This window comes from Xanthomonas prunicola (genome assembly GCF_002846205.1).
GTDB classification, from domain to species: Bacteria; Pseudomonadota; Gammaproteobacteria; order Xanthomonadales; family Xanthomonadaceae; genus Xanthomonas; species Xanthomonas prunicola.
Map to the genome: position 1 here is coordinate 1 of NZ_PHKV01000020.1, position 19360 is coordinate 19360.

At 63.9% G+C, this 19360-nt stretch carries 14 protein-coding genes; 8 read left to right on the forward strand and 6 right to left on the reverse strand.

Going from position 1 to position 19360, the window contains the following annotated elements:
- The first annotated feature begins 316 nt into the window (after positions 1-316).
- From mutM to XpruCFBP8353_RS22125, 3 genes are all read left to right on the forward strand, one after another.
- Entirely contained in the window at positions 317-1132 is an 816-nt protein-coding gene (mutM, locus tag XpruCFBP8353_RS22115) for a bifunctional DNA-formamidopyrimidine glycosylase/DNA-(apurinic or apyrimidinic site) lyase (protein WP_101365142.1), read from the forward strand.
- A 468-nt stretch (positions 1133-1600) separates the two neighbouring features.
- Positions 1601-2704 (forward strand): DUF4380 domain-containing protein, encoded by a 1104-nt coding sequence (locus tag XpruCFBP8353_RS22120; RefSeq protein WP_101365143.1) that lies wholly within the window; start codon positions 1601-1603, stop codon positions 2702-2704.
- 68 nt (positions 2705-2772) lie between these two features.
- Positions 2773-4374 carry a glucan biosynthesis protein gene (locus XpruCFBP8353_RS22125; RefSeq protein ID WP_101365151.1) on the forward strand — a complete coding sequence of 534 codons (1602 nt, stop codon included), beginning with the start codon at positions 2773-2775 and terminating at the stop codon, positions 4372-4374.
- 157 nt (positions 4375-4531) lie between these two features.
- Here the strand turns inward: XpruCFBP8353_RS22125 and XpruCFBP8353_RS22130 are convergent, their stop codons facing one another.
- From XpruCFBP8353_RS22130 to XpruCFBP8353_RS23595, 3 genes are all read right to left on the reverse strand, one after another.
- The gene (locus XpruCFBP8353_RS22130) at positions 4532-5776 is read right to left on the reverse strand and encodes a GAF domain-containing sensor histidine kinase (protein WP_101365144.1); all 1245 of its coding nucleotides are present in this window, start codon (positions 5774-5776) and stop codon (positions 4532-4534) included.
- Positions 5777-6227: 451 nt separating this feature from the next.
- Positions 6228-6857, reverse strand: coding sequence for a thymidine kinase (locus XpruCFBP8353_RS22135; RefSeq protein ID WP_005917020.1), 630 nt, complete (start codon positions 6855-6857; stop codon positions 6228-6230).
- Between the two features lie 68 nt (positions 6858-6925).
- A complete protein-coding gene (locus XpruCFBP8353_RS23595; protein WP_133125695.1) occupies positions 6926-7603 on the reverse strand; it encodes a hypothetical protein in 678 nt (225 codons plus the stop codon).
- Positions 7604-7737: 134 nt separating this feature from the next.
- Here XpruCFBP8353_RS23595 and rep point away from each other — a divergent pair, with 134 nt between their 5' ends.
- The 3 genes from rep (at position 7738) to XpruCFBP8353_RS22155 (ending at position 11552) form a co-directional block, all read left to right on the forward strand.
- Positions 7738-9714, forward strand: coding sequence for a DNA helicase Rep (gene rep / locus XpruCFBP8353_RS22145; protein ID WP_101365146.1), 1977 nt, complete (start codon positions 7738-7740; stop codon positions 9712-9714).
- A 62-nt stretch (positions 9715-9776) separates the two neighbouring features.
- On the forward strand, positions 9777-10367 hold the full coding sequence (locus XpruCFBP8353_RS22150; protein WP_101365147.1) for a GNAT family N-acetyltransferase: 591 nt from the start codon (positions 9777-9779) through the stop codon (positions 10365-10367).
- 150 nt (positions 10368-10517) lie between these two features.
- A complete protein-coding gene (locus tag XpruCFBP8353_RS22155) occupies positions 10518-11552 on the forward strand; it encodes a DUF4272 domain-containing protein (RefSeq protein WP_101365148.1) in 1035 nt (344 codons plus the stop codon).
- A 133-nt stretch (positions 11553-11685) separates the two neighbouring features.
- Here XpruCFBP8353_RS22155 and XpruCFBP8353_RS22160 read toward each other — a convergent pair whose 3' ends face one another.
- The gene (locus XpruCFBP8353_RS22160) at positions 11686-12354 is read right to left on the reverse strand and encodes a YceH family protein (protein ID WP_101365149.1); all 669 of its coding nucleotides are present in this window, start codon (positions 12352-12354) and stop codon (positions 11686-11688) included.
- Between the two features lie 337 nt (positions 12355-12691).
- On the opposite strand from XpruCFBP8353_RS22160, the gene XpruCFBP8353_RS22165 reads away from it, so the two are divergent.
- The gene (locus XpruCFBP8353_RS22165) at positions 12692-13651 is read left to right on the forward strand and encodes a 5'-nucleotidase, lipoprotein e(P4) family (RefSeq protein WP_108723596.1); all 960 of its coding nucleotides are present in this window, start codon (positions 12692-12694) and stop codon (positions 13649-13651) included.
- Complete coding sequence (pyrF, locus tag XpruCFBP8353_RS22170; RefSeq protein ID WP_101365150.1) at positions 13648-14379, forward strand: orotidine-5'-phosphate decarboxylase; 732 nt, start codon at positions 13648-13650, stop codon at positions 14377-14379. Before XpruCFBP8353_RS22165 ends, pyrF begins: the two co-directional genes overlap by 4 nt.
- A gap of 411 nt (positions 14380-14790) precedes the next feature.
- On the opposite strand, the gene XpruCFBP8353_RS22175 is transcribed toward pyrF, so the two are convergent.
- Both XpruCFBP8353_RS22175 and XpruCFBP8353_RS22180 read right to left on the reverse strand, forming a co-directional pair.
- A complete protein-coding gene (locus XpruCFBP8353_RS22175) occupies positions 14791-16311 on the reverse strand; it encodes a tryptophan halogenase family protein (protein WP_101365153.1) in 1521 nt (506 codons plus the stop codon).
- 108 nt (positions 16312-16419) lie between these two features.
- Positions 16420-19360, reverse strand: a 2941-nt coding sequence (locus XpruCFBP8353_RS22180) for a TonB-dependent receptor (protein WP_101365154.1), incomplete at its 5' end; no start/stop codon positions are given.

A 19360-nucleotide genomic window follows, 5' to 3' on the forward strand; every position in this document is an offset into this window, starting at 1 on the left:
CCCTCTATCCGAAAGGATGGAGGGTTTCTTCTTTTTGGCTGCACGTCGGCGAGTACGCCCACAGGCGAAGTCAGCGCCGCTCAGGCAGGCAAGATGCGGCCTCGCAACAGTGCCTGCAGGTGCAGGCTAAGGCTTAAGGCTCTGGAAACTTCCAGGCAGCGGGCACGCAGCTGCGTCACCGATCACAGCCTCAGGCTCAAGCAGTCGAAGCAGTGGCTATAAGAGCGTCTGCAGGGAAGCGCCGATTGCATTCGAGCGCATCGGCCTCCATATCCCGCTTTGCCGGTGCGTGACCGGCACTTGTCTGGATGCGCTAATGCCCGAATTGCCTGAGGTTGAAACAACGCTGCGCGGCTTGTCGCCGCACCTGCTTGGGCAACGCATCCATGGCGTCATCCTGCGTCGACCTGATTTGCGCTGGCCGATTCCTGAGCAGATAGAGCGCTTGCTTCCCGGCGCCACCATCATAAACGTGCGGCGCCGTGCGAAGTACTTACTGATCGACACGGATGCGGGCGGCAGCGCATTGCTGCATTTGGGAATGTCCGGAAGCCTGCGGGTGCTGCCTGGCGATACGTTGCCGCGGGCGCATGACCACGTGGATATCAGTCTGCAAAATGGCAGCGTCCTGCGCTTCAACGATCCACGTCGCTTTGGCTGTTTGCTGTGGCAATCCGACACCCAGGCCCATGAATTACTTGCTGCGCTTGGTCCAGAACCATTATCGGAAGCATTTACTGGTGATTATCTGCATGGGCTGGCGCGTGGCCGCCGTGCCGCTGTCAAAACCTTTTTGATGGACCAAGCTGTGGTTGTCGGCGTTGGCAATATCTATGCTGCCGAAAGCCTGCATCGCGCTGGGATCAGCCCGTTACGCGAGGCAGGAAAGGTGTCTTTGGATCGCTACCGGCGTCTAGCCGACGCAGTCAAGGACATCCTGGCGTATGCCATCCAACGCGGTGGTACCACCTTGCGCGACTTCATCAGTCCGGACGGTGCGCCCGGCTATTTCGAACAGGAACTGACCGTTTACGGCCGCGAAGGCGAGCCCTGCAAACAGTGTGGATGCGTGTTGAAGCACGCGATGATCGGCCAACGCGCCACGGTGTGGTGCGGGAGTTGTCAGCGGTAGGGGGTATGCCATCTCGATACAGTCTTTGACGACTAGCTTGATAGGGGTTGTGCCCAGATGCCCCGACGAAAAGCCCTGCAAAGCAGCTCGCATCAATGTGCCAAGTTGCTTATCAAGTGACGCGTTACACAGGCCAATACGTCGCAACGCTGCGACGTCAGCAGTGGCTCTCGCATGCATTTGCGATCCTCAGGTACGTGGCGGGCTAGTGCGCTGCCTTTCCGTTCGGAGGTACCAGACGGCCGCAACCCGCGTACTTCTTGCTCGCACACATTTACCCGTCATATCGTGACATTGTCGGAACGTGCTGAGAGGCAGCCATATGGGCGCCGTCAGTGTGCCGGTAGACGCAAATCCAAATCGCGTCTTGCGCGTATCAAGCAGCGAAGACGCAGGCGCAACTGGCGTTTTCTGGCTTCCACAGATACAGCGGTCCACAATCCCGAGGTCCTTGTTTGGAATCACGCTATGTCCAGCTCGCCGAAGCTCGTCATTCCGCAGGTGGTTCTCGGTGCAGTTGCGCTGTTGTGCATAACGCCGTCGTGCGCAATGACGCCCGCACCCGCTTACGCAGCTGCAGTAGAGCGCATCCAATTGCGCAGCAAGGCAGTTGGGTTGAGCGCTACGCCAGCATTTGGTGGGCGCACGCTGTCGTTCAATCTGCACGGTCAGCCGAATGTCTTGAAAGTCGGTGCGGCGGTGGAGCGACAGCCTGCGCCCGAGGTTTCAGCCGCTTCGGGGGATATCCCGTATTTTGGCCATGATGTGTGGGTTGGGCCGCAGAGTCAGTGGTGGTTGCACCAGCAGCTCAACCTCGAGCGTCAAGCGGCGGCTGCGGTGTGGCCGCCAGACCCGTATCTGTCGTTGGCGCAGACGCACGTCACCCGGCGGGATCAGGCCGCGTTGGTATTTAAAGGCGTGCCGAGCCCGCTGACCGGCGTGCAACTGCGCAAGCAGATCAAACTTTCTGCAGCGCGTGCGGACACCGTGGAGATCCAGGTCAGCGCACGCAATATCCGCACGCAACCCATCGCCTGGGATCTCTGGTTCAACACGCGGGTTGCGGCCACAACCAGGGTCTTTGTGCCGGTTGCCGCTGCTGCGGACATTCGCGTGCAGCCGCCGAGCGAGGCCGGCACGACTGCGCCGCGTTTTAAGCTCGAGCGCGGCATCTTTGCGCTGCGCGCCGATGCGCGCCAAGACGGACTGATCCAGCGCGGCAAGCTGTTACTGCAGCCATCTGCGGGATGGATGGCCGGTTTTGCCGGCGGGCAAGTATTGGTGATTCGCTTCGCGCATCAACCGCTGGCGGCGATCCACCCCGAACAAGGACAGGTGGAGCTGTATCTGGATGCGCCACCCCAGCATCCGGCGCAGGGATTGCTGGAAATGGAGGTGCACGCGCCGTATCGGCAGCTCGCGCCGGGGGCGCAGATGCAGGCGCAGGAGCAGTGGACGCTGCTGCGCTATACCGGGACGGACGAGGAGCAGGCGCAGCGACAGTTCCTGTGCGGCCAGGCCAAAGCGCTCGCGCTGGCCAATGCATGCGATGTGCCGTCCGTGCCTCGCTAAGGTGCGCATTCACCTCGATGCCGGGCTGTGGCTATGATGTCGCCCAATCCCTGACCAGATCGATGCGCATGCAACGACGCCACTTCCTGAAGAATGCTGCTGCCGCATTGGCCGCGCTCGGTTTGCCGGCGTTGCCGCAATGGGCGCTGGCGGCCAAGGCCGTTGGCTTGCGTCGACTCGGACAGCCGCAGCCGTTCGACTACGCTTGGTTGAAGGGTCAGGCGCGCGAGCTGGCAAAGGCGCCGTACAAGAGCCATAAGCAGGTATTGCCGGGGCCGCTGGAGGCGCTGAACTGGGATCAATACCAGTCCATCCGCTACCGCCAGGATCACGCGCTGTGGGCCGATGGCAATGGCAAATTCCAGGCGAAGTTCTTTCATCTGGGGCTGTATTTCCATACCCCGGTGCACATCTACGGCATCGTCGATGGCAAGGCGCAGCAGCTGGCGTACGACCCGGCCGCATTCGATTACGGCAAAAGCGGGCTTGGGGGCAAGCAGTTGCCGAAGGATCTGGGCTTTGCCGGTTTCCGGCTCAATACGCGCAAGGACACCGATCGCGACTTCTCGGCGTTCCTGGGCGCGAGCTATTTCCGTGCTGTCGGTAAGGAAGGCCAGTACGGACAATCCGCGCGCGGGCTGGCGATCGATACCGGTACCGGCGGGCCGGAAGAGTTTCCGGACTTCATCGCCTATTACCTGGAGCAGCCGGCCGACGACTCGAACACGGTGGTGGTGTATGGGTTGCTGGATTCGCCCAGCATTGCCGGCGCGTACCGGTTCGCCATCACCAATGGCGATGTGCTGCTGATGGACATCGACAGCGCGCTGTACCCGCGCAAGACGATCGAGCGGTTGGGCATCGGGCCGTGCACCAGCATGTACCAGGTCGGCGAAAACGATAACCGGATGGACTGGGACTGGCGCCCGGAAATTCACGACACCGATGGCCTGGCGATGTGGACCGGCGGCGGCGAGTGGATCTGGCGTCCGTTGTGCAACCCGCCGCACCTGCGCTTCAACATGTTTGTCGACGAGAACCCGCGCGGCTTCGGGCTGCTCCAGCGCGACCGCAACTTCGATCATTACCAGGACGATGGCGTGTTTTACGAGAAGCGCCCGTGTCTGTGGGTGGAACCCAAGAGTGGTTGGGGCAAAGGCTCGGTGCAGTTGGTCGAGATTCCGACCGTGGACGAAACCTTCGACAACATCGTGGCGTTCTGGAACCCGCAAGCCAAGCCGCAGCCTGGGCAGGAATTGCTGATGGGCTACCGGCTGTACTGGGGCGCGCAACCGCCGGCCAGCTCTCCGCTTGCGCACTGCGTGGCCACCCGAACCGGCCTTGGCGGCATCGTGGGGCAAAAGCGCAGCCATTTCTCCTGGCGCTTTGCGGTGGATTTTGCCGGTGGCGAACTGGCGGCGTTGGCGAAGGACCCCAAGGCCAAGGTGGAGGCGGTGCTGCAGGTGTCGCGCGGCACCACCGAAATCGTGTCGGCGCGCCCGCTGCATGAGCTCAAAGGCTATCGGGCGATGTTTGACCTGGTACCGCCGGACGAAGGCACCCAGCAGATCGATATCCGCCTGTATCTGCGTGCCAACGGTAAGCCGCTTACCGAAACCTGGCTGTATCAGTGGACCCCGCCGGCGGCAAGCGAGCGCAAGATCTATTGAGGATCGCTGCGCGAGGCGGCGGGCGTCTGTTGTTGCACTCGCTTCGCGCTGCGGCGCGGCAATGGGCCTGCGAGTGCCTAGAGTCCGCCACATCGGGCGTTGGCGCGTGGCCTGCTGATGTGCTTCTTCGCAGGCTGACGGTCGCTGCGTAAAGCGCTCAGGGCGGCGCCGATGGGTCGACCAGGTGCAGGCGCCCACGCGGGCGTGCGCAGGCCAACTCCACGCGGAAGCAGGTGCCTTGCTTGCCGCTGATGATGCGCAGTTCGCCTTGATGGGCCTTTGCGATCTGCGCTGCCATATGCAAGCCCAGATCGACGTCGGGCAGCGCACGTCCGTCGGCATGCACATGGGTGGACGCGTGCAGGATATCGAGCCGACGCGGATCGATTCCATCCAGATTGCAGACTTCGATGCGCAGCCGGCCCTGTTCGGTCACCGCGACCGCCTTGATCAGCGAACTTTGCGGGCCTTGCACGACCGCGTTGATCATCATGCTGCCGAACATCTGCGCCAGACGCACCGCATCGCCGTGCACCGGCTCGTCGATGGCCACGTGCGTGGACAGCACCTGGTTGGGATAGGCGGCGCGGGTTTCGTCGACCACCTGCGACAGCGCATCGAGCAGATCGCTGCCGCTGCCGTAGTCCAGCTGCAGCCAGTCGCGCTCGATACCGCGGGCGAAATCGCAGGCGAAATCGATCAGTTCTTCCATGCGGCGCAGGCTGCGCTGCATCGAGCGTATCGACGCACCCTGGCGCTGGTTGAGCGGATCGATGGACAGCGCGTCCACCACGGCATGCATCGATTGCAGCGGGTTGCGCAGGTCGTGACCGAGGATGCCGATGAACTCCTCGCGCAAGCGCGCCGAGGCACCGACACGTCCCAGTTCATTGCGTGCCCGCCGCGACTCCAGCGCGCTCTCTTCGGCACGCTGCTCGGCCTGGATCTGTGCGGCCAGCAGCTGCGCCAGCAGCTCGACCTTTTCCACCAGCGGTGCGTCCATGACGCGCGGCAACGGGTCCAGCGCGCATAACGTACCGAACACGCTGCCATCGTCGAACTTGATCGGCACCGAGACGTAACTTTCGAAGCCGTAGAGCTTGGGCGTGGGGTGGTCGCGGAAGGTCGGGTGCTCGGAGGCATGCCCGAACCAGATCGCATTGCCCTGGGTGCGCACGCTGTCGCAGAAGGTGGTGACCAAGGGCAGCTCGTCGCCGGGTGCCAGTCCGAGAGACAGCTCATCTTGCACCTGGCAGGTGATCCAGCGCGTATCGGTCACGCGCGCGACGGCGGCAAACCCCATTCCGGTCAGACGGGTGAGGATGGTCAATACGTCGGGGACCGACGAGAGCCGGCCAACGCGCGCGATGTCGGCGCGTAATGCAGGAGGCAGTGGACCCATGAGTGCCTCCAAAGAGTGGCTGATGACCAGTTTACAGGGCTGCGGTTGCGCTGGGCTATGTGGCGCGCCGCTGTATTACACCGCCACGATACGCCTGTGCGCCAGTGATCGCGATGCCGCCGTGACCGCATGCCCGCACAGGTTTAGCAGCACCTGCAGAACGGATAGGTCGCGGTTGGTGGATCGGGCCTAGCGGCCGAGGAAGTGGCCCTGCGCCACGAGCAGAGGTTGGTTCCAGCGACTGCTGTCAGCGCGGCGGCAAGGCATGGGGCGCTGGCGAGAAGCGAGCCGCCATGTGTCTGGCCCATACCTGCCGTGCCTTCTTGGCACGACACCGGGTTGCGTGCCACAGCGCGAAGATCGATGTGATCGAACGCTGATCACGCCGGCGCAGCCGGCCTCAATCCACCTCGGCGGCAACAGCACTGCAGATACGCTGCCATGCCCGGCGCTAGGCAACCGGCAGCGGCAAGGCGATCTGTAGCGGATCGATGCGGCCTTCCCCACGCATGATCTTCTTGAACTCGGCGCGGCTGACCGAGACATAGCGCTCGTTGCCGCCGATCTCCACCTGCGGGCCGTCCTGCACCGCGTGCCCGTGCGCATCCACGCGCACGGTCATGGTCGCCTTGCTGCCGCTGTGGCAGATGGTCTTGATCTCTTCCAGCTCGTCGGCCCAGGCCAGCAGGAATTGGCTGCCTTCGAACAGCTCACCGCGAAAATCGGTGCGCAGGCCGTAGCACAGCACCGGAATGCGCAGGCGGTCGACCACCTCGCTCAGCTGCCACACCTGCGCACGGCTGAGGAATTGCGCCTCGTCCACCAGCACGCAGTGCAACGCGCCGTCATTGTGGATGTCGCGCTCGACCAGCTGCTGCAACTCGGTGTCGCGCTCGAAGATGCGCCCGTCCGCGCGCAGGCCGATCCGCGATGCGACCACGCCGCTGCCGGCGCGGTGATCGAGCTTGGGCGTCAGGATCAGCGTGCGCATGCCGCGCTCGCGGTAGTTGTGCGCGGACTGCAGCAAGGTCGTGGTCTTGCCGGCATTCATTGCCGAATAGTAGAAATAGAGCTTGGCCATCGGGTAATTCTAAGCGCATCTGCCGACGACCTGGTTTCCGCTTGACGCATCAGTTCACGTCGTTTGTATCACTCCTCGCCGACTGGAACGGGCACCAGTTTCAGGCTGCCTTGGCTGCACATACCTACCGCAGTGACATCAACGGGCGCAGTCGATTTTTCGCCCGAAGCGTCCAGCTGGCTAACCACGGCCTTGCACAGATGCTTCTTCCGCGGACTTTCCACCTCGTAGTCCTTTCCGGCCTCAGGGGTGAACGCGGAAAAGACTGGGCCACAGGTGGCCTTCACGTTTAGTCCTTGGGAGTTTGCTGGGCCCGCATCGGAATAAAATCCTGTGGCAACGACTAATGGAACTCCGGCAGGAATACGGTATTCGTTATAAGTGACAGGCATCTTTTCGGAACGTAGCGGGATTCCAGCGCTTGTAGGCTTTGGCTTTCTAAATAACAGGACATCCTTGACGCTTTTATTCTGTGACGGTGAATATTGGTAGACGCTACCTGCCTGTTGGGGCGCACAGGCTGTGTTTGTATAGATGTAGAACATCAGTCCATCGTTGTTGATGCGCAGGCGGGCCTGGTTCTTTGTTGGTTCAGAGCCAGATGCGACGGTGCTACCTTCCTGTTCCACATCGAAAACCTGTAGCGCGGCCTGGCTGCTTCTGAAGCCACACAAACACAGCAGGGATATCGCCAGAATCATGATCCGAGGTGTGGCAGCAACGAAGGGAGGTATGCGTGCGGACATGGATTGATTGAATTGATGGGCAGTCACATCTATCGGCGCAAACGAATTAAACCTTTAGAGAAGTTGTCTTCGATCCTGCAGTTGGCGTACGTGCGGTTCGCGGTATCATTCAGGGCCGTCGAATAAGTTACGCAATGCACGGTCTCAATCCCCCGCAAAGCGCCGCAGTGCTGCACTGCGAAGGTCCCTTGTTGGTGCTGGCCGGTGCCGGCAGCGGCAAGACGCGCGTGATCGTGGAAAAGATCGCGCACCTGATCGCCACCGGCCGCTATCCGGCCAAGCGCATCGCCGCGATCACCTTCACCAACAAGTCGGCCAAGGAAATGCGCGAGCGTGTGGCCAAGCGCATCCGTGGCGATGGCGCCGATGGCCTGACCATCTGCACCTTCCATGCGCTGGGACTGAAGTTCCTGCAGATCGAGCACGCCGCGGCCGGCTTGAAGCGCGGCTTTTCGATCTTCGATTCCGACGATGCGGCCGCGCAGATCAAGGACCTGATGCATGGCGCCAAGCCCGATGCGATCGAGGATGCCAAGAACCTGATCTCGCGCGCCAAGAACGCCGGCCTGTCGCCCGAACAGGCAATGGCGGCGGCACGCAGCAACCGGGAAAAGGAAGCGGCCAGCCTGTACGAGCGCTACCAGGCGCGGCTGACCACCTTCAACGCGGTGGACTTCGACGATCTGATCCGCCTGCCGGTGCAGATCCTGGAAGCCAACGAAGAGATCGTGATGGGCTGGCGCGAGCGCATCGGCTACCTGCTGGTGGACGAGTGCCAGGACACCAACGATGCCCAGTACCGCTTGTTGAAGATGCTGGCCGGCCCGCGCGGCAACTTCACCTGCGTGGGCGACGACGACCAGAGCATCTACGCCTGGCGCGGCGCCAATCCGGAAAACCTGCAGCAGATGGGGCGCGATTATCCGGCGCTGGAAATCATCAAGCTGGAGCAGAACTACCGCTGCTCCAACCGCGTGCTGCGTGCGGCCAATGCCTTGATCGCGCACAACCCGCACGAGCACTTGAAGACCCTGTGGAGCGACCAGGCCGACGGCGAACGCATCCGCGTGTGGGAATGCCGCGACAGCGAACACGAGGCCGAAAAGGTCGCCGCCGAGATCTCGTTCCTGGGTACAGCCAAGCAGGTGCCGTGGAGCGATTTCTGCATCCTGTTCCGCGGCAATTTTCAGTCGCGGCCGCTGGAAAAAGCGCTGCAGCTGCTGCGCGTGCCGTATCACCTGACCGGTGGCACGGCGTTTCTGGAGCGGCAGGAAGTCAAGGATGTGCTGTCGTGGCTGCGGCTGATCGTCAACCCCGAAGACGACGCGGCGTTTTTGCGCGCAGTGCAGTCGCCCAAGCGCGAGGTCGGTGCGACCTCGTTGGCGCGGTTGGCCGAGCTGGCCAGTGCGAAGTCGGTGCCGATGTCGCGCGCGGCCGAATCGATGGGCGCGTTGCAGCATCTGCCGCCGCGTGCGGCCAATGGCCTGAGTGCGTTCACCGATATCCTGCGCGATATGCGCGAGCATTCGGCCACGATGCCGGCTGGCGAACTGGTGCGCACCCTGGCCGAAAAGTCCGGCCTGCTCAACGATCTGCGCAATCAGTCCAAGGACGAAACCGGCTTCCAGCGGCGCAAGCGCAATCTGGACAAATTGGCCGAGTGGTTCGAAGGCGGCCCGCGTGGCGCCAGCGCCAGCGATCTGGCCGCGCAGCTGGCGCTGCTGTCGCGCAACGACAAGGACGATGGCGGCAACCAGGTGCGCATGATGACCATGCATGCATCCAAGGGCCTGGAGTTCCGCTATGTGTTCATCGTCGGCTGCGAAGACGGCGTGCTGCCGCACGAAGTGAGCCTGGAAGAAGGCAACCTGCAGGAAGAACGCCGCCTGCTGTATGTGGGCATCACCCGTGCCAAGGAGCAGCTGTGGATGAGCCACAGCAAGCTGACGCGCAAGTTCGGCGAGCACGTGCGGCTCAAGCCGAGCCGGTTCTTCGACGAGATCCCGGCCGAAGAATTGCAGCGCGATGGCGCCGACCCGGTGGCCGATGCCGAGCGCAAGAAGGAGCGCGCCAGTGCGGGCTTGGCGGCGATCCAGGCATTGTTCGACTAGCGGTTATTGCGCAGGCGCAGGCTTGCCAGCGACACGCCTGCACGCCAGTCTGGTTTGCCCTGATGCCGGAGTGCGCCGTGACTGTCGTGATCGAAACCCCGCGTTTGCGCCTGCGTACGTTGGATCCCGAGCGCGATGCCGACGCAGTGCTGACGCTGGTCAACGACCCCGGTTTCATCGCCGGCATCAACGATCGCGGTGTGCGTACCCGCGAGCAGGCGCGTGATCATCTGCGTGAGTGGGCGCAGGCGCACCAGGAAAAATACGGCTTTGCGCACTGGGCGGTGGAGACGCGCGCCGAAGGGGCGTTTGCCGGCACATTGGGGTTGTTGTGCCGCGATACCTTGCCGGTGCCGCATATCGGCTTTGCACTGCTGCCCGAGTATCGCGGCAAGGGCTATGTCAGCGAGGCCGGGCGCGCAGTGCTGGACCATGCGCGCGATGTGCTGGGGTTGCCGCAGCTGTGCGCGATCGTGTCGCCGGACAATGCCGATTCGATTCGCGCGCTGGAAAAACTCGGATTGCAGCGGCAAGGCCTGCGCGTGTTGAGCCAGGAGGACCATCCGGTGCTGTATTACACGATCGCGCTCGCTCCGGCCGACATGGACAGCCGGGCAGGCCTGCGGCACCCTGGCGGCGACTCTCACCGCTGAACGCGGCCGACACAACGCAGCAAACAGTCGTCAGCGCGGCGGGGGCGGCGCGCAGGCGCTTCGGTGGACGAGCGGCGCAGCGCCTCCGCACCGCACCTGCCTGGCGATGAGCGCCGTCGTTGTGTCCGTCGCCCCAACAAGGACACTCGCATGCCATTGCTGGTCAACGCCTATTCCACGCTGCGCGAGCCGTTGTGGCCGGATTTCCTGCCGCGCGTCGCCGTGCAGCACCGCGACCACGCCGATCCGGAATTGGCCACGCATCTGCATGGTTTCGTCGGCTACGTGAGTCAGGCCGGCGACGGCCAGATGACCCAGCCGCGCTATCACCTGATGCGGCATGTGCAGCGGGTGCGCCAGCATTTCACTTTCGAGGTCGACGATGCGGCTTTCGGGGAGTTGGCGCAGTGGGCCGAGCAGGCCAACGCGGTGTGTTTCCTGGCCGACGGCAGCGTGCGCGATCCGCACGGGCGGGTGCTGATCAGCCAGGGCGAGCCGGCGATCGATGAGCAGGCGCAGGTGCCGTATCCGCCGGATGCCTTGCAGCGGCGTGCGCAGCAACTCGCGCAGCTGACCGCGCAAGGCATCCGCGTGCCACCCAGCCTGCCGCCGGTGCCTGGCGAGGCCGAAGCGCGGGTGCGCGACGCCGCAGCAGTGACGCAGCGCATGCTGGCATTGTTTGCGGTGGCCTTGCGCGCGGAGATGCTGGCCGCCGGCGATACGCCACCGGCGTTGGAAGCGATGGACGCCCGCCTGCCCGGTGTGGCGGCGGCACTGTCGCCGCAGGAGTGCGCCTTTTTTGCCCAGCCTGCGCCGGAGCCGCAGCAGCTCGCCAACTTCGGCTGGCGCTACGAGAGCCTGGCCGTGCTGCAGTGGGCCCTGGGGCTGGCCGAGGTGCTGCCGGAGCCGACCGACCTGTGCGATGTGCCCCTGGCCGCCCAGCGCGCGCTGGAGCATGCCGAAGCCGCGACGCGCCCGTCGCTGACGCTACGGCCGGTGCCGGAACTGCTGGATGCGCTGGACCGGCACTTGCGCCTGCATTGGGCGGTGCGCCAGGCCGGCCAGAGCGAGCAACCGCCACCGGCCGGCATCGTGCCGGGCGTGGTCTACGAGCGTCATTACACCCTCAACTGGCTGCTGCACTTCGAAGACGCCGACTGGGACGAGGTGGATACGCCGACGTAAGCGGGCCGGCCGCAGGCTGCGCCATCACTGCGCGGCAAGCGCGTCGTCTGGCGGTCTGGCTGGTCGTTGCGCGCTTTGCGCCCCGCGCAGGCGTCGATGTGAAGCGGGCATCTCCCAGGTGCGGACCGTCGCGCTAGGCGCCAGCCGCCTCCAGGCGCGCCTGCACGGCGGCCAGCGCATCCTGCAGCTCGGCGACGGTGGCTTCCAGCGTTTGTACGCGCGCTTCCAGCTCGCTGCTGTCGGCGTTGCTGCGGGGGCCTGGCGCAGCGCGCGCCGCCGCAGCCTGCAACGCCTCCACATCCAGCTCGCCGCTGAGCAGGTGCATGTAGCGGTCCTCGCGTTGGCCGCTGGCGCGCGGCAGTTGCACCGCCAGGCTGCGCTGGATGAGCCGCTCCAGGTGATGGCGCACGTCGTCGACATCGTTGAAGCGCGCCAGCCGCTCGCTGCGCGCGAACAGTTCGCCCAGGGTTTGCGGGCCGCGCAACAGCAGCAGGCCGATCAGGGCCACCTGCTGGCGCGTCAGATCCAGCACGCTGCCCAGCCGGTGTTCGTAACGCTCGGCGCGCGAGGAGAACTGCTGGCGCACCAGGCCCAGGGTTTCCAGCTGGCGTAACGCGTGATGCACCACGCCGGTCTGCAGGTTCAGCACCGGCTCGCGCGCGGTCTTCTGATTGGCCGCCACCTGCGCGGCGTTGACGGTGAGCGGGTAGGCGTCCGGGGTGGTGGCCTCTTTTTCGATCAGGCAGCCAAGCACGCGGGCCTGGGCGGTATCGAGAACGGGCGGTGGCGAGGTCTCTGTCATCGGTGACTCCGGGGCAAGCAGCGCACAAGGATATGCCGATCCGCTGCCGGCATTCTTCCAATACGGCGATCATGCGGCGCTGACTACGACATCGACAGTTGTATCGAGCATGTCTACGTCGTGCGGCGTGCGTCGGGTCGGCGCATGCAGGCACGGGCGCAGGCACGCATCTGCAATCGGATGGAAGACCGGTGCAGCCACGCTGTGAAACGACCCGCATAGCGGAGATCGCCATCTGTGCGCCTCAGGCACATCCAGCAGCGTTGCCATCATCCGGAGCGAGCGATGCGGCGCGAACCCGCTAAAATCGCTTCCTTATCTTGCCGCTCCTGTCCTGGTGGATGCCATGCGCCCCTCGCTTTACGCACTTTCGTCTCTGCTCGCCTGCACAGCGTTGGCCCTGAGCGCCTGCAAGCCCGCCGATACACCGCCAGCTCCGCGTGCGCAGGAAGCCACCCCAGCTGCCAATGCCGACGCCAATGCTGCGGTCAGCAAGGCCGCGACGTCGACCACCCCCGCACCGGCTGGCGACGACAACCTCAACGCGGTGCTGTGGATGCAGCGCTCGGAGGAATACCGCGCCGTGGCCGAGCAGACCTACCGCGCTGCGGCCGACAAGCTCGATGCCGCGCTCAAGCAGCCCAAGTGGGACGCGCTGGTCCCCGAAGAACGCGGCAATGCCGCCACCGGCCTGAAGCCGGCGGTGGTGCTGGACGTGGACGAGACCGTGCTGGACAACTCGCCGTACCAAGCGCGCCTGCTGCGCGATGGCAAGGAATACGACGAGCTGAGCTGGGACCAGTGGGTGGCCGAGAAGAAGGCGACTGCCATCCCCGGCGTGGTGGATTTCGCCAAGGCTGCCAATGCGCGTGGCATCACCCTGATCTACATCTCCAACCGTGCCGTGCACCTCAAGGACGCCACCTTGGCCAATCTGCGCAGTGTGGGTCTGCCGGTGGCCGACGACAGCGTGTTTCTCGGTTTGGGCACGGTGGTGCCCGGCTGCGAGCAGAACGGCAGCGAAAAGAACTGCCGCCGCCAGCTGGCCGGGCAGACCTACCGCGTGCTGATGCAGTTCGGCGACCAGCTGGGCGACTTCGTGCAGGTCAGCGCCAACACCAGCCAGGCGCGCGGCGCGCTGCTGCAGCAGTATCACGACTGGTTTGGCGAGCGCTGGTGGATGCTGCCCAATCCCAGCTATGGCGGCTGGGAGCCGGCGCAGTTCAACAACGACTATGCGCAACCCTGGCAAAAGCGCCACGACGCCAAGCGCGCTGCGCTGGAGGTGGCCCGATGAGCCGCCCGCCATTGCCGCTGGCCGCGCACGATCGGCTGATCTTCGCGCTGGATGTGCCCAGCCATGACGAAGCAATCGCCTGGGTGGACCGTCTCGGCGATTCCGTGTCGTTCTACAAGATCGGCATGGAACTGCTGGCCTCCGGCGAGTATTTCCATGTGCTCGATGCGCTGGCCAAGCGCGACAAGCGCGTGTTCGTGGACCTGAAGTTCTTCGACATCCCCGCCACCGTCGCCGGCACCATCCGTCGCCTGGCACAGTGGCCGGTGAGCTATTGCACCGTGCACGGCTGGCACGCTGGCATGCTGCAGGCCGCGGCCGAAGCCAACCATGGCGAGATGCGCCTGCTGGCGGTGACCGTGCTGACCTCGATGGGCCGCCCGGACCTGGCGGCGATGGGCATCGACCGCGAACCGGTGGACGTGGTGGTGGAGCGCGCGCTGGCCGCCCAGGCCGCCGGCATCGACGGGGTGATCGCCTCCGGCCAGGAAGCCGGCCCGATCCGTCGCGCCACTGGCGCTGCGTTTTCGATCGTCTGCCCCGGCATCCGCCCGGGTGGCCCGGTTGGCGACGACCAGCAACGCACGGTAGGCGTGGCGCAGGCATTCACCGACGGCGCTGACGCGATCGTCGTCGGTCGTCCGATCCGCCTGGCGAGCAACCCTGCAGCGGCTGCGACTGCCATCCAGACCGAGATCCGCGCGGCGCTGGTGCAGCAGCGAAACTGATCAGTTCGAAGCAACTGCCATATAGGCAGTAAAATCAATGGCTTATAAGTCAATAATTAAAGTATTGCTTTAAAGTGAAAGTCTCGTTAACATGCCGCCGTCCGATGTCAGTCGGAAGCTGTGCCACGCATTGTCCACCGGGCTTGTCCCGGTTTTCGAAGGGATCGCGCCTTGTGCCCGATCCTTTTTTTTGGCCGTCACGTTTGTCTGTCGCGGTGACCGACGGCAGCGGCTGGCCGCCTGGCGCGGTCGATAGCGCGTTACCCGGTGTGCCAGGCGAGCATGCATCGCCTGGACGCCCGAGCGGAGTGCGCCGGTACCGCATGCGCCGATATCTGCATCCGTTAGCGGGCCATGCGCAACTTCCACCACGATCAGCTTCAGCTCGAGCCGCAGTGCAAACCAACGCACTCACGGCAGCGCCGCTGCCCTGCAATAGCGGTCGATGAACTGCTGGTGGGTCGGCATGACGTCCACGCAGTGCGAGATGGTCTGCGCCACGCTGGCCAGAAAGCCTTCGGCATCGCGGTCGGGCACTTGATCCACCAGCGGGTGGTAGCCCTGCGGCAGGATGCCCTGGCCCACCATCACCTGCACCCAGCTGATCTCGGCAAACATTTCTTCGGCATTGCGATAGAACCGCCCGCTGTCGCGGAACAGATCCAGGGTGGTCTGTAGCTCCGGGGTGATCGGCATGCTGCGGCAATGCCGCCAGAACGCGCTGTCGTCGCGTTCGGTGGCGTGGTAATGCAGCAGCAGAAAATCGCGGATGCGATCGAACTCGAACGCCGATCGGTCGTTGTAGCGCTGCACCAGCACCGGACTGATGCCCTCGCGCGGAAACAGCTCCAGCAGCTTGGAAATACCGGACTGGATCAGATGGATGCTGGTCGATTCCAGCGGCTCCAGAAATCCGCTGGCCAGCCCAAGTGCGACGACATTGCGGTTCCAGCATTGTTTGCGCCGGCCGGTGGTGAAGCGCAGCGGGCGCGGGTCGGCCAGCGGCTTGCCATCCAGATTGGCGAGCAGCGTAGCGGCGGCTTCATCGTCGCTGATGTGTGCGCTGCAATACACATAGCCGTTGCCGGTGCGGTGCTGCAGCGGAATCCGCCACTGCCAACCGGCTGCGCGTGCGGTAGAGCGCGTGTACGGCGTCGGTGGTCCCGCGCTTTCGCAGGGCACCGCCAGCGCGCGATCGCAGGGCAGCCAATGGGTGAAATCGTGATAGCCGGTGTGCAGCGCTTCTTCGATCAGCAGCCCACGGAAGCCGGAGCAATCGATGAACAAGTCGCCATGCACCACCTGCCCGGACGCCAGCTGCAGCGATTGCACATGGCCGCTTTCCGGATGCAGCTGCACCTGCTCGACCAGCCCTTCGATGCGGGTGACACCGCGCTGTTCCGAATACCTGCGTAGAAAGTGCGCGTACTGCGTGGCATCGAAGTGGTACGCGTAGGCGATGTTGGCCAGCGGCGAGTTGGCCGGCACATCGCCAGCCGATGTCATGAACTTGCCGCGCGTGGCCGCCACGGTATTGAGCGTGTACGCCCCCAGCGGCTGCGCTCTGCCGCGCGCATGTTGCTTGAGCCAGTATTGGTGGAACGGCAATAGCCCCAGCGGGTGCCCGATCTGCGTGCCGAAGCCATGCATGTACGCACTGCCGGGGCGTTGCCAGTCGACGAACTCGATACCGAGTTTGAAGCTGCCGTGGGTCTGCCGTACGAACTCGGCCTCATCGATGCCGAGCAGGTTATTGAAGGCCTTGATGTGTGGCACGGTGGCCTCGCCCACACCGATGGTGCCCAGCTGTTCTGACTCGATCAGCTGCACCTTGAAGGTGGGCCCAAGCACGCGCGCAAACGCGGCGGCCGCCATCCAGCCGGCGGTGCCGCCGCCGACAATGACGATGTTGCGAAGTGGAGCGGGAATCATGCGGATGCATTCCTGAGCAAAGACAGCGGACGGACACACGAACGGGGCCAGTTGGCCCCGTTCGAAATACCACATGCCCGTGTCGGCGCATGTGGCAATGCACACGCATCAGAACTTGGCGCCGACTTCCAGCACGACACTGCGTGGCACGTAGCTGATTTCGCCGTTGTCGACCACGGTGATATCAGGCTGCAGCCGACCGTCGCTACCGAAGCTGTTGTACTGGTACTGCGTGAAGTTCTTGAAGTTGAAGGCGTTGAGCACGTTGAGACGCGCGTTGAGCTTGAAGTCGCCCACCACCGTGAACTCCTTGTTCGCCTGCAGATCGATGGTGCGATAACCCCAGATCTTGCCGCCCACCAGGAACTTGCCATTGCCCGGCGGCGTCACGCCGACTGCCTGACAGGTACCGCCATCCGGATCGGTGAAGCCGTAGCAGGCGATCGTGTTGATCGGCTCCGGCGTTGCCAGCACCAGCTTGGCGCCGAAGGTGACGCCCCACGGGCCATCGATCGAGCCAGACGCCACGAAGCGATGTGCCGCCACAGCATCCGACTTCACAAACGGGTAGTCGCGAATGGTCGCCTTGTCGAAGGCGAACGGTTCGTCGATGGTGCGGTTCTGGCGAGCGCTGGTGTGGGTGTAGGACAGGTTCAAGCCCCAGCCCGATTCCTTGGTATACGGCTTTTCGGCCGACAGCAGGAACTGGCTGCTGCGTTGCTCCAGACCGTTATAGCCCAGGATCGTATTGCGATAGCCCGGCACTGGCTCGCCCCACGGCACGCTGCCGGTGGAATCGAAGTAGGCGCCGTTCGGATAGCGATTGACCAGGCTCATCACCAGACCGTCGTAAGCCAGCACGCGCTGGAAGGTAACGTCGGTCAGCCAGTCGCCCACCTGGTTGCTGATGCCGATGCTGTACTGATCGCTGTACGGGGTCTTGAGCTTGTTGTTGAACATGAAAAGCTCGGAGCTGTCGTTGGTGCCCGGGATGGTATTGAGCTGATCGATACCGTTGAGGTACCCCGGGTTCCACGGCGTGCATACGCGGTCATCGCGGAAGCAGGGCTGCCCGCTGGCGGCATCGTTGAAATACACCACCACCGGCGACAGCGCAGCCTTGACCGACTCCAGCGCGAGCTGTTCGAACAGGTTGCGATCGTAGGAGCGGCCGGCACCGCCATGCAGCACCGCACTCTCGTCGCCGAAGAAGTCGTACGAGAAGCCGAAGCGCGGCGCCCAGGCATCCTTGAAGTTCTTACGGTTGTTGCCGGTGCTGATGTAATCGGCCACGTTGATGCCGCTGGGCAACAAGCGGTTCGCCCACGGCTGGCCCGGGTTGTCCGGATCGTCGGAATACAGCGCATTGATAAACGGCTGCGAAGTCACGAAGTCGGTGTACGCCGGTGTGTCTTCGTAGTCGTAACGCACGCCGATGTTGAGCATCAGCTTGTCGTTCACCGCCCAGTCGTCCTGCAGGTAAATGCCATATTGCTTGGAAGGCGATTCCACCACCGGCACCTGGCCGGGGTTATCGAACGCACGGATGTAGCGCACCTGGAAAGGCACGGGCGCAACCCCGTTCTGGCCGACCTCATAGCTGAACTGTGGGTTGAGCGAGCTGGACTCGCGCGAGGTCAGCTTGATGTCGCGGTAGGTCACACCCGTCTTGATGGTGTGCTCGCCATGCCACTCCAGCGCGTTGAAGGTCAGATCGTTCTGGAACGACCAGCCCTTCTGGCTACGCAATTTGAAATCTTCGCCGCTGGCGGCTCCGGTGTTGAGGAACACCCACTGGCGCGGATCGGCTTCGGTACGGTCGATGTAGGTATAGATGGACCCGTTGCCAGTGCCACGCGGCGTCGGCACGTTGCTCGAATCCTCGGTGGTGAGGATGGCTTCGTTGAACCAGCTGTCGGCACTGTGCTGCCAGCGCAGGCTGGTGCGCTTGTCCTTGTTGATCTTGTCCACCGCGCGATCCGGTGCGTTCTGGCCACCGACGTTACTGACCTGGGTTTCGTCGCGGTACTGCGTCGCCAGCTCGATGCGATCGTTATCGGTGGGCTCGAAGTCGATCTTGCCGAAGTACAGGTCTTCGGTGAACGGCATGTTGGACGCACCGAACTGATCGCGCAGGTTCGAGGGCAACAAGCCGACGAAGGGCGAGGCTTCGGCACTGGGCTGCACGCTCTTGGGCGCCACATTGTCCTTGCCTTCGTAGGCGAAGAAGAAATGCATGCGGTCCTGGATCAACGGCCCGCCGACGGCAAAGCCGTATTCCTTGGTTTGCGAGTCGACCTTGCCGTTCTCTTCGTCCGGACGCTCCTTGCGCAGGTCCTGGTTGGTGAAGCGGTAGAACGCCTCGCCGTGGAACTCGTTGGTACCGGACTTGGTGGCCGCGGTGATGGCCGCGCCGCTGATCTGGCCGTACTCGGCCTTGTAGTTGGAGGTGATGACCTTGTACTCGCCGATGGCGAGCTGCGGGAACGGGTTGCCCTGGGTTTCGTCCTGGCCGGCAATACCGCCGCCGGAGACGTAGCTCTTCTGGCTCACACCGTCGATATACAGATTGCTGGAACTGGCGTTGGATGCACCGCCACGCAACTTGGTGTTGCCGTCCTGGTCGATGGTGAACACCATGCCGGGAACCGTGTCTGCAAACTCGAGGAAGTTGCGCGTGGCCTGCGGCAACTGCTGGATCTGCCGCAGCGACACCGTGTTCCCCACCTCAGAGGTCTTGACGTCACGAATCATCGGCGCGCTGACCGTCACCGTGTCCAGTGTGGTCGCATCGCCGGCGGGCGCAGCAGCCGTCTCGTTGCCGAGATCGACGGTGGCGCTGGAGGCCACCGACAGGGTCACCGTGCGGCTGACGCCGTTGGATTCGACCTTGTAGGTGCCCGGCTGCAAACCGACGATGGTGTAGTTGCCGTTCGCATTGACCGGCGCACGTCGCACCGAGCCGGTGGCGATGTTGGTGACGACGACTTCGCTGCCGCTCTGCGCGGACGCGACCTGGCCGCGCAACGTGGCGTTGCTGGACTGGGCC

What these genes read in the sequence shown, in the direction of transcription:
- XpruCFBP8353_RS22155 (WP_101365148.1), top strand. Translation starts at nt 10,518, where the DNA reads ATGCCATTGCTGGTCAACGCCTATTCCACGCTGCGCGAGCCGTTGTGG.
- XpruCFBP8353_RS23595 (WP_133125695.1), bottom strand. Translation starts at nt 7,603, where the DNA reads ATGTCCGCACGCATACCTCCCTTCGTTGCTGCCACACCTCGGATCATG.
- XpruCFBP8353_RS22175 (WP_101365153.1), bottom strand. Translation starts at nt 16,311, where the DNA reads ATGATTCCCGCTCCACTTCGCAACATCGTCATTGTCGGCGGCGGCACC.
- XpruCFBP8353_RS22150 (WP_101365147.1), top strand. Translation starts at nt 9,777, where the DNA reads ATGCCGGAGTGCGCCGTGACTGTCGTGATCGAAACCCCGCGTTTGCGC.
- pyrF (WP_101365150.1), top strand. Translation starts at nt 13,648, where the DNA reads ATGAGCCGCCCGCCATTGCCGCTGGCCGCGCACGATCGGCTGATCTTC.
- rep (WP_101365146.1), top strand. Translation starts at nt 7,738, where the DNA reads ATGCACGGTCTCAATCCCCCGCAAAGCGCCGCAGTGCTGCACTGCGAA.
- XpruCFBP8353_RS22130 (WP_101365144.1), bottom strand. Translation starts at nt 5,776, where the DNA reads ATGGGTCCACTGCCTCCTGCATTACGCGCCGACATCGCGCGCGTTGGC.
- XpruCFBP8353_RS22160 (WP_101365149.1), bottom strand. Translation starts at nt 12,354, where the DNA reads ATGACAGAGACCTCGCCACCGCCCGTTCTCGATACCGCCCAGGCCCGC.
- XpruCFBP8353_RS22125 (WP_101365151.1), top strand. Translation starts at nt 2,773, where the DNA reads ATGCAACGACGCCACTTCCTGAAGAATGCTGCTGCCGCATTGGCCGCG.
- XpruCFBP8353_RS22120 (WP_101365143.1), top strand. Translation starts at nt 1,601, where the DNA reads ATGTCCAGCTCGCCGAAGCTCGTCATTCCGCAGGTGGTTCTCGGTGCA.
- mutM (WP_101365142.1), top strand. Translation starts at nt 317, where the DNA reads ATGCCCGAATTGCCTGAGGTTGAAACAACGCTGCGCGGCTTGTCGCCG.
- XpruCFBP8353_RS22135 (WP_005917020.1), bottom strand. Translation starts at nt 6,857, where the DNA reads ATGGCCAAGCTCTATTTCTACTATTCGGCAATGAATGCCGGCAAGACC.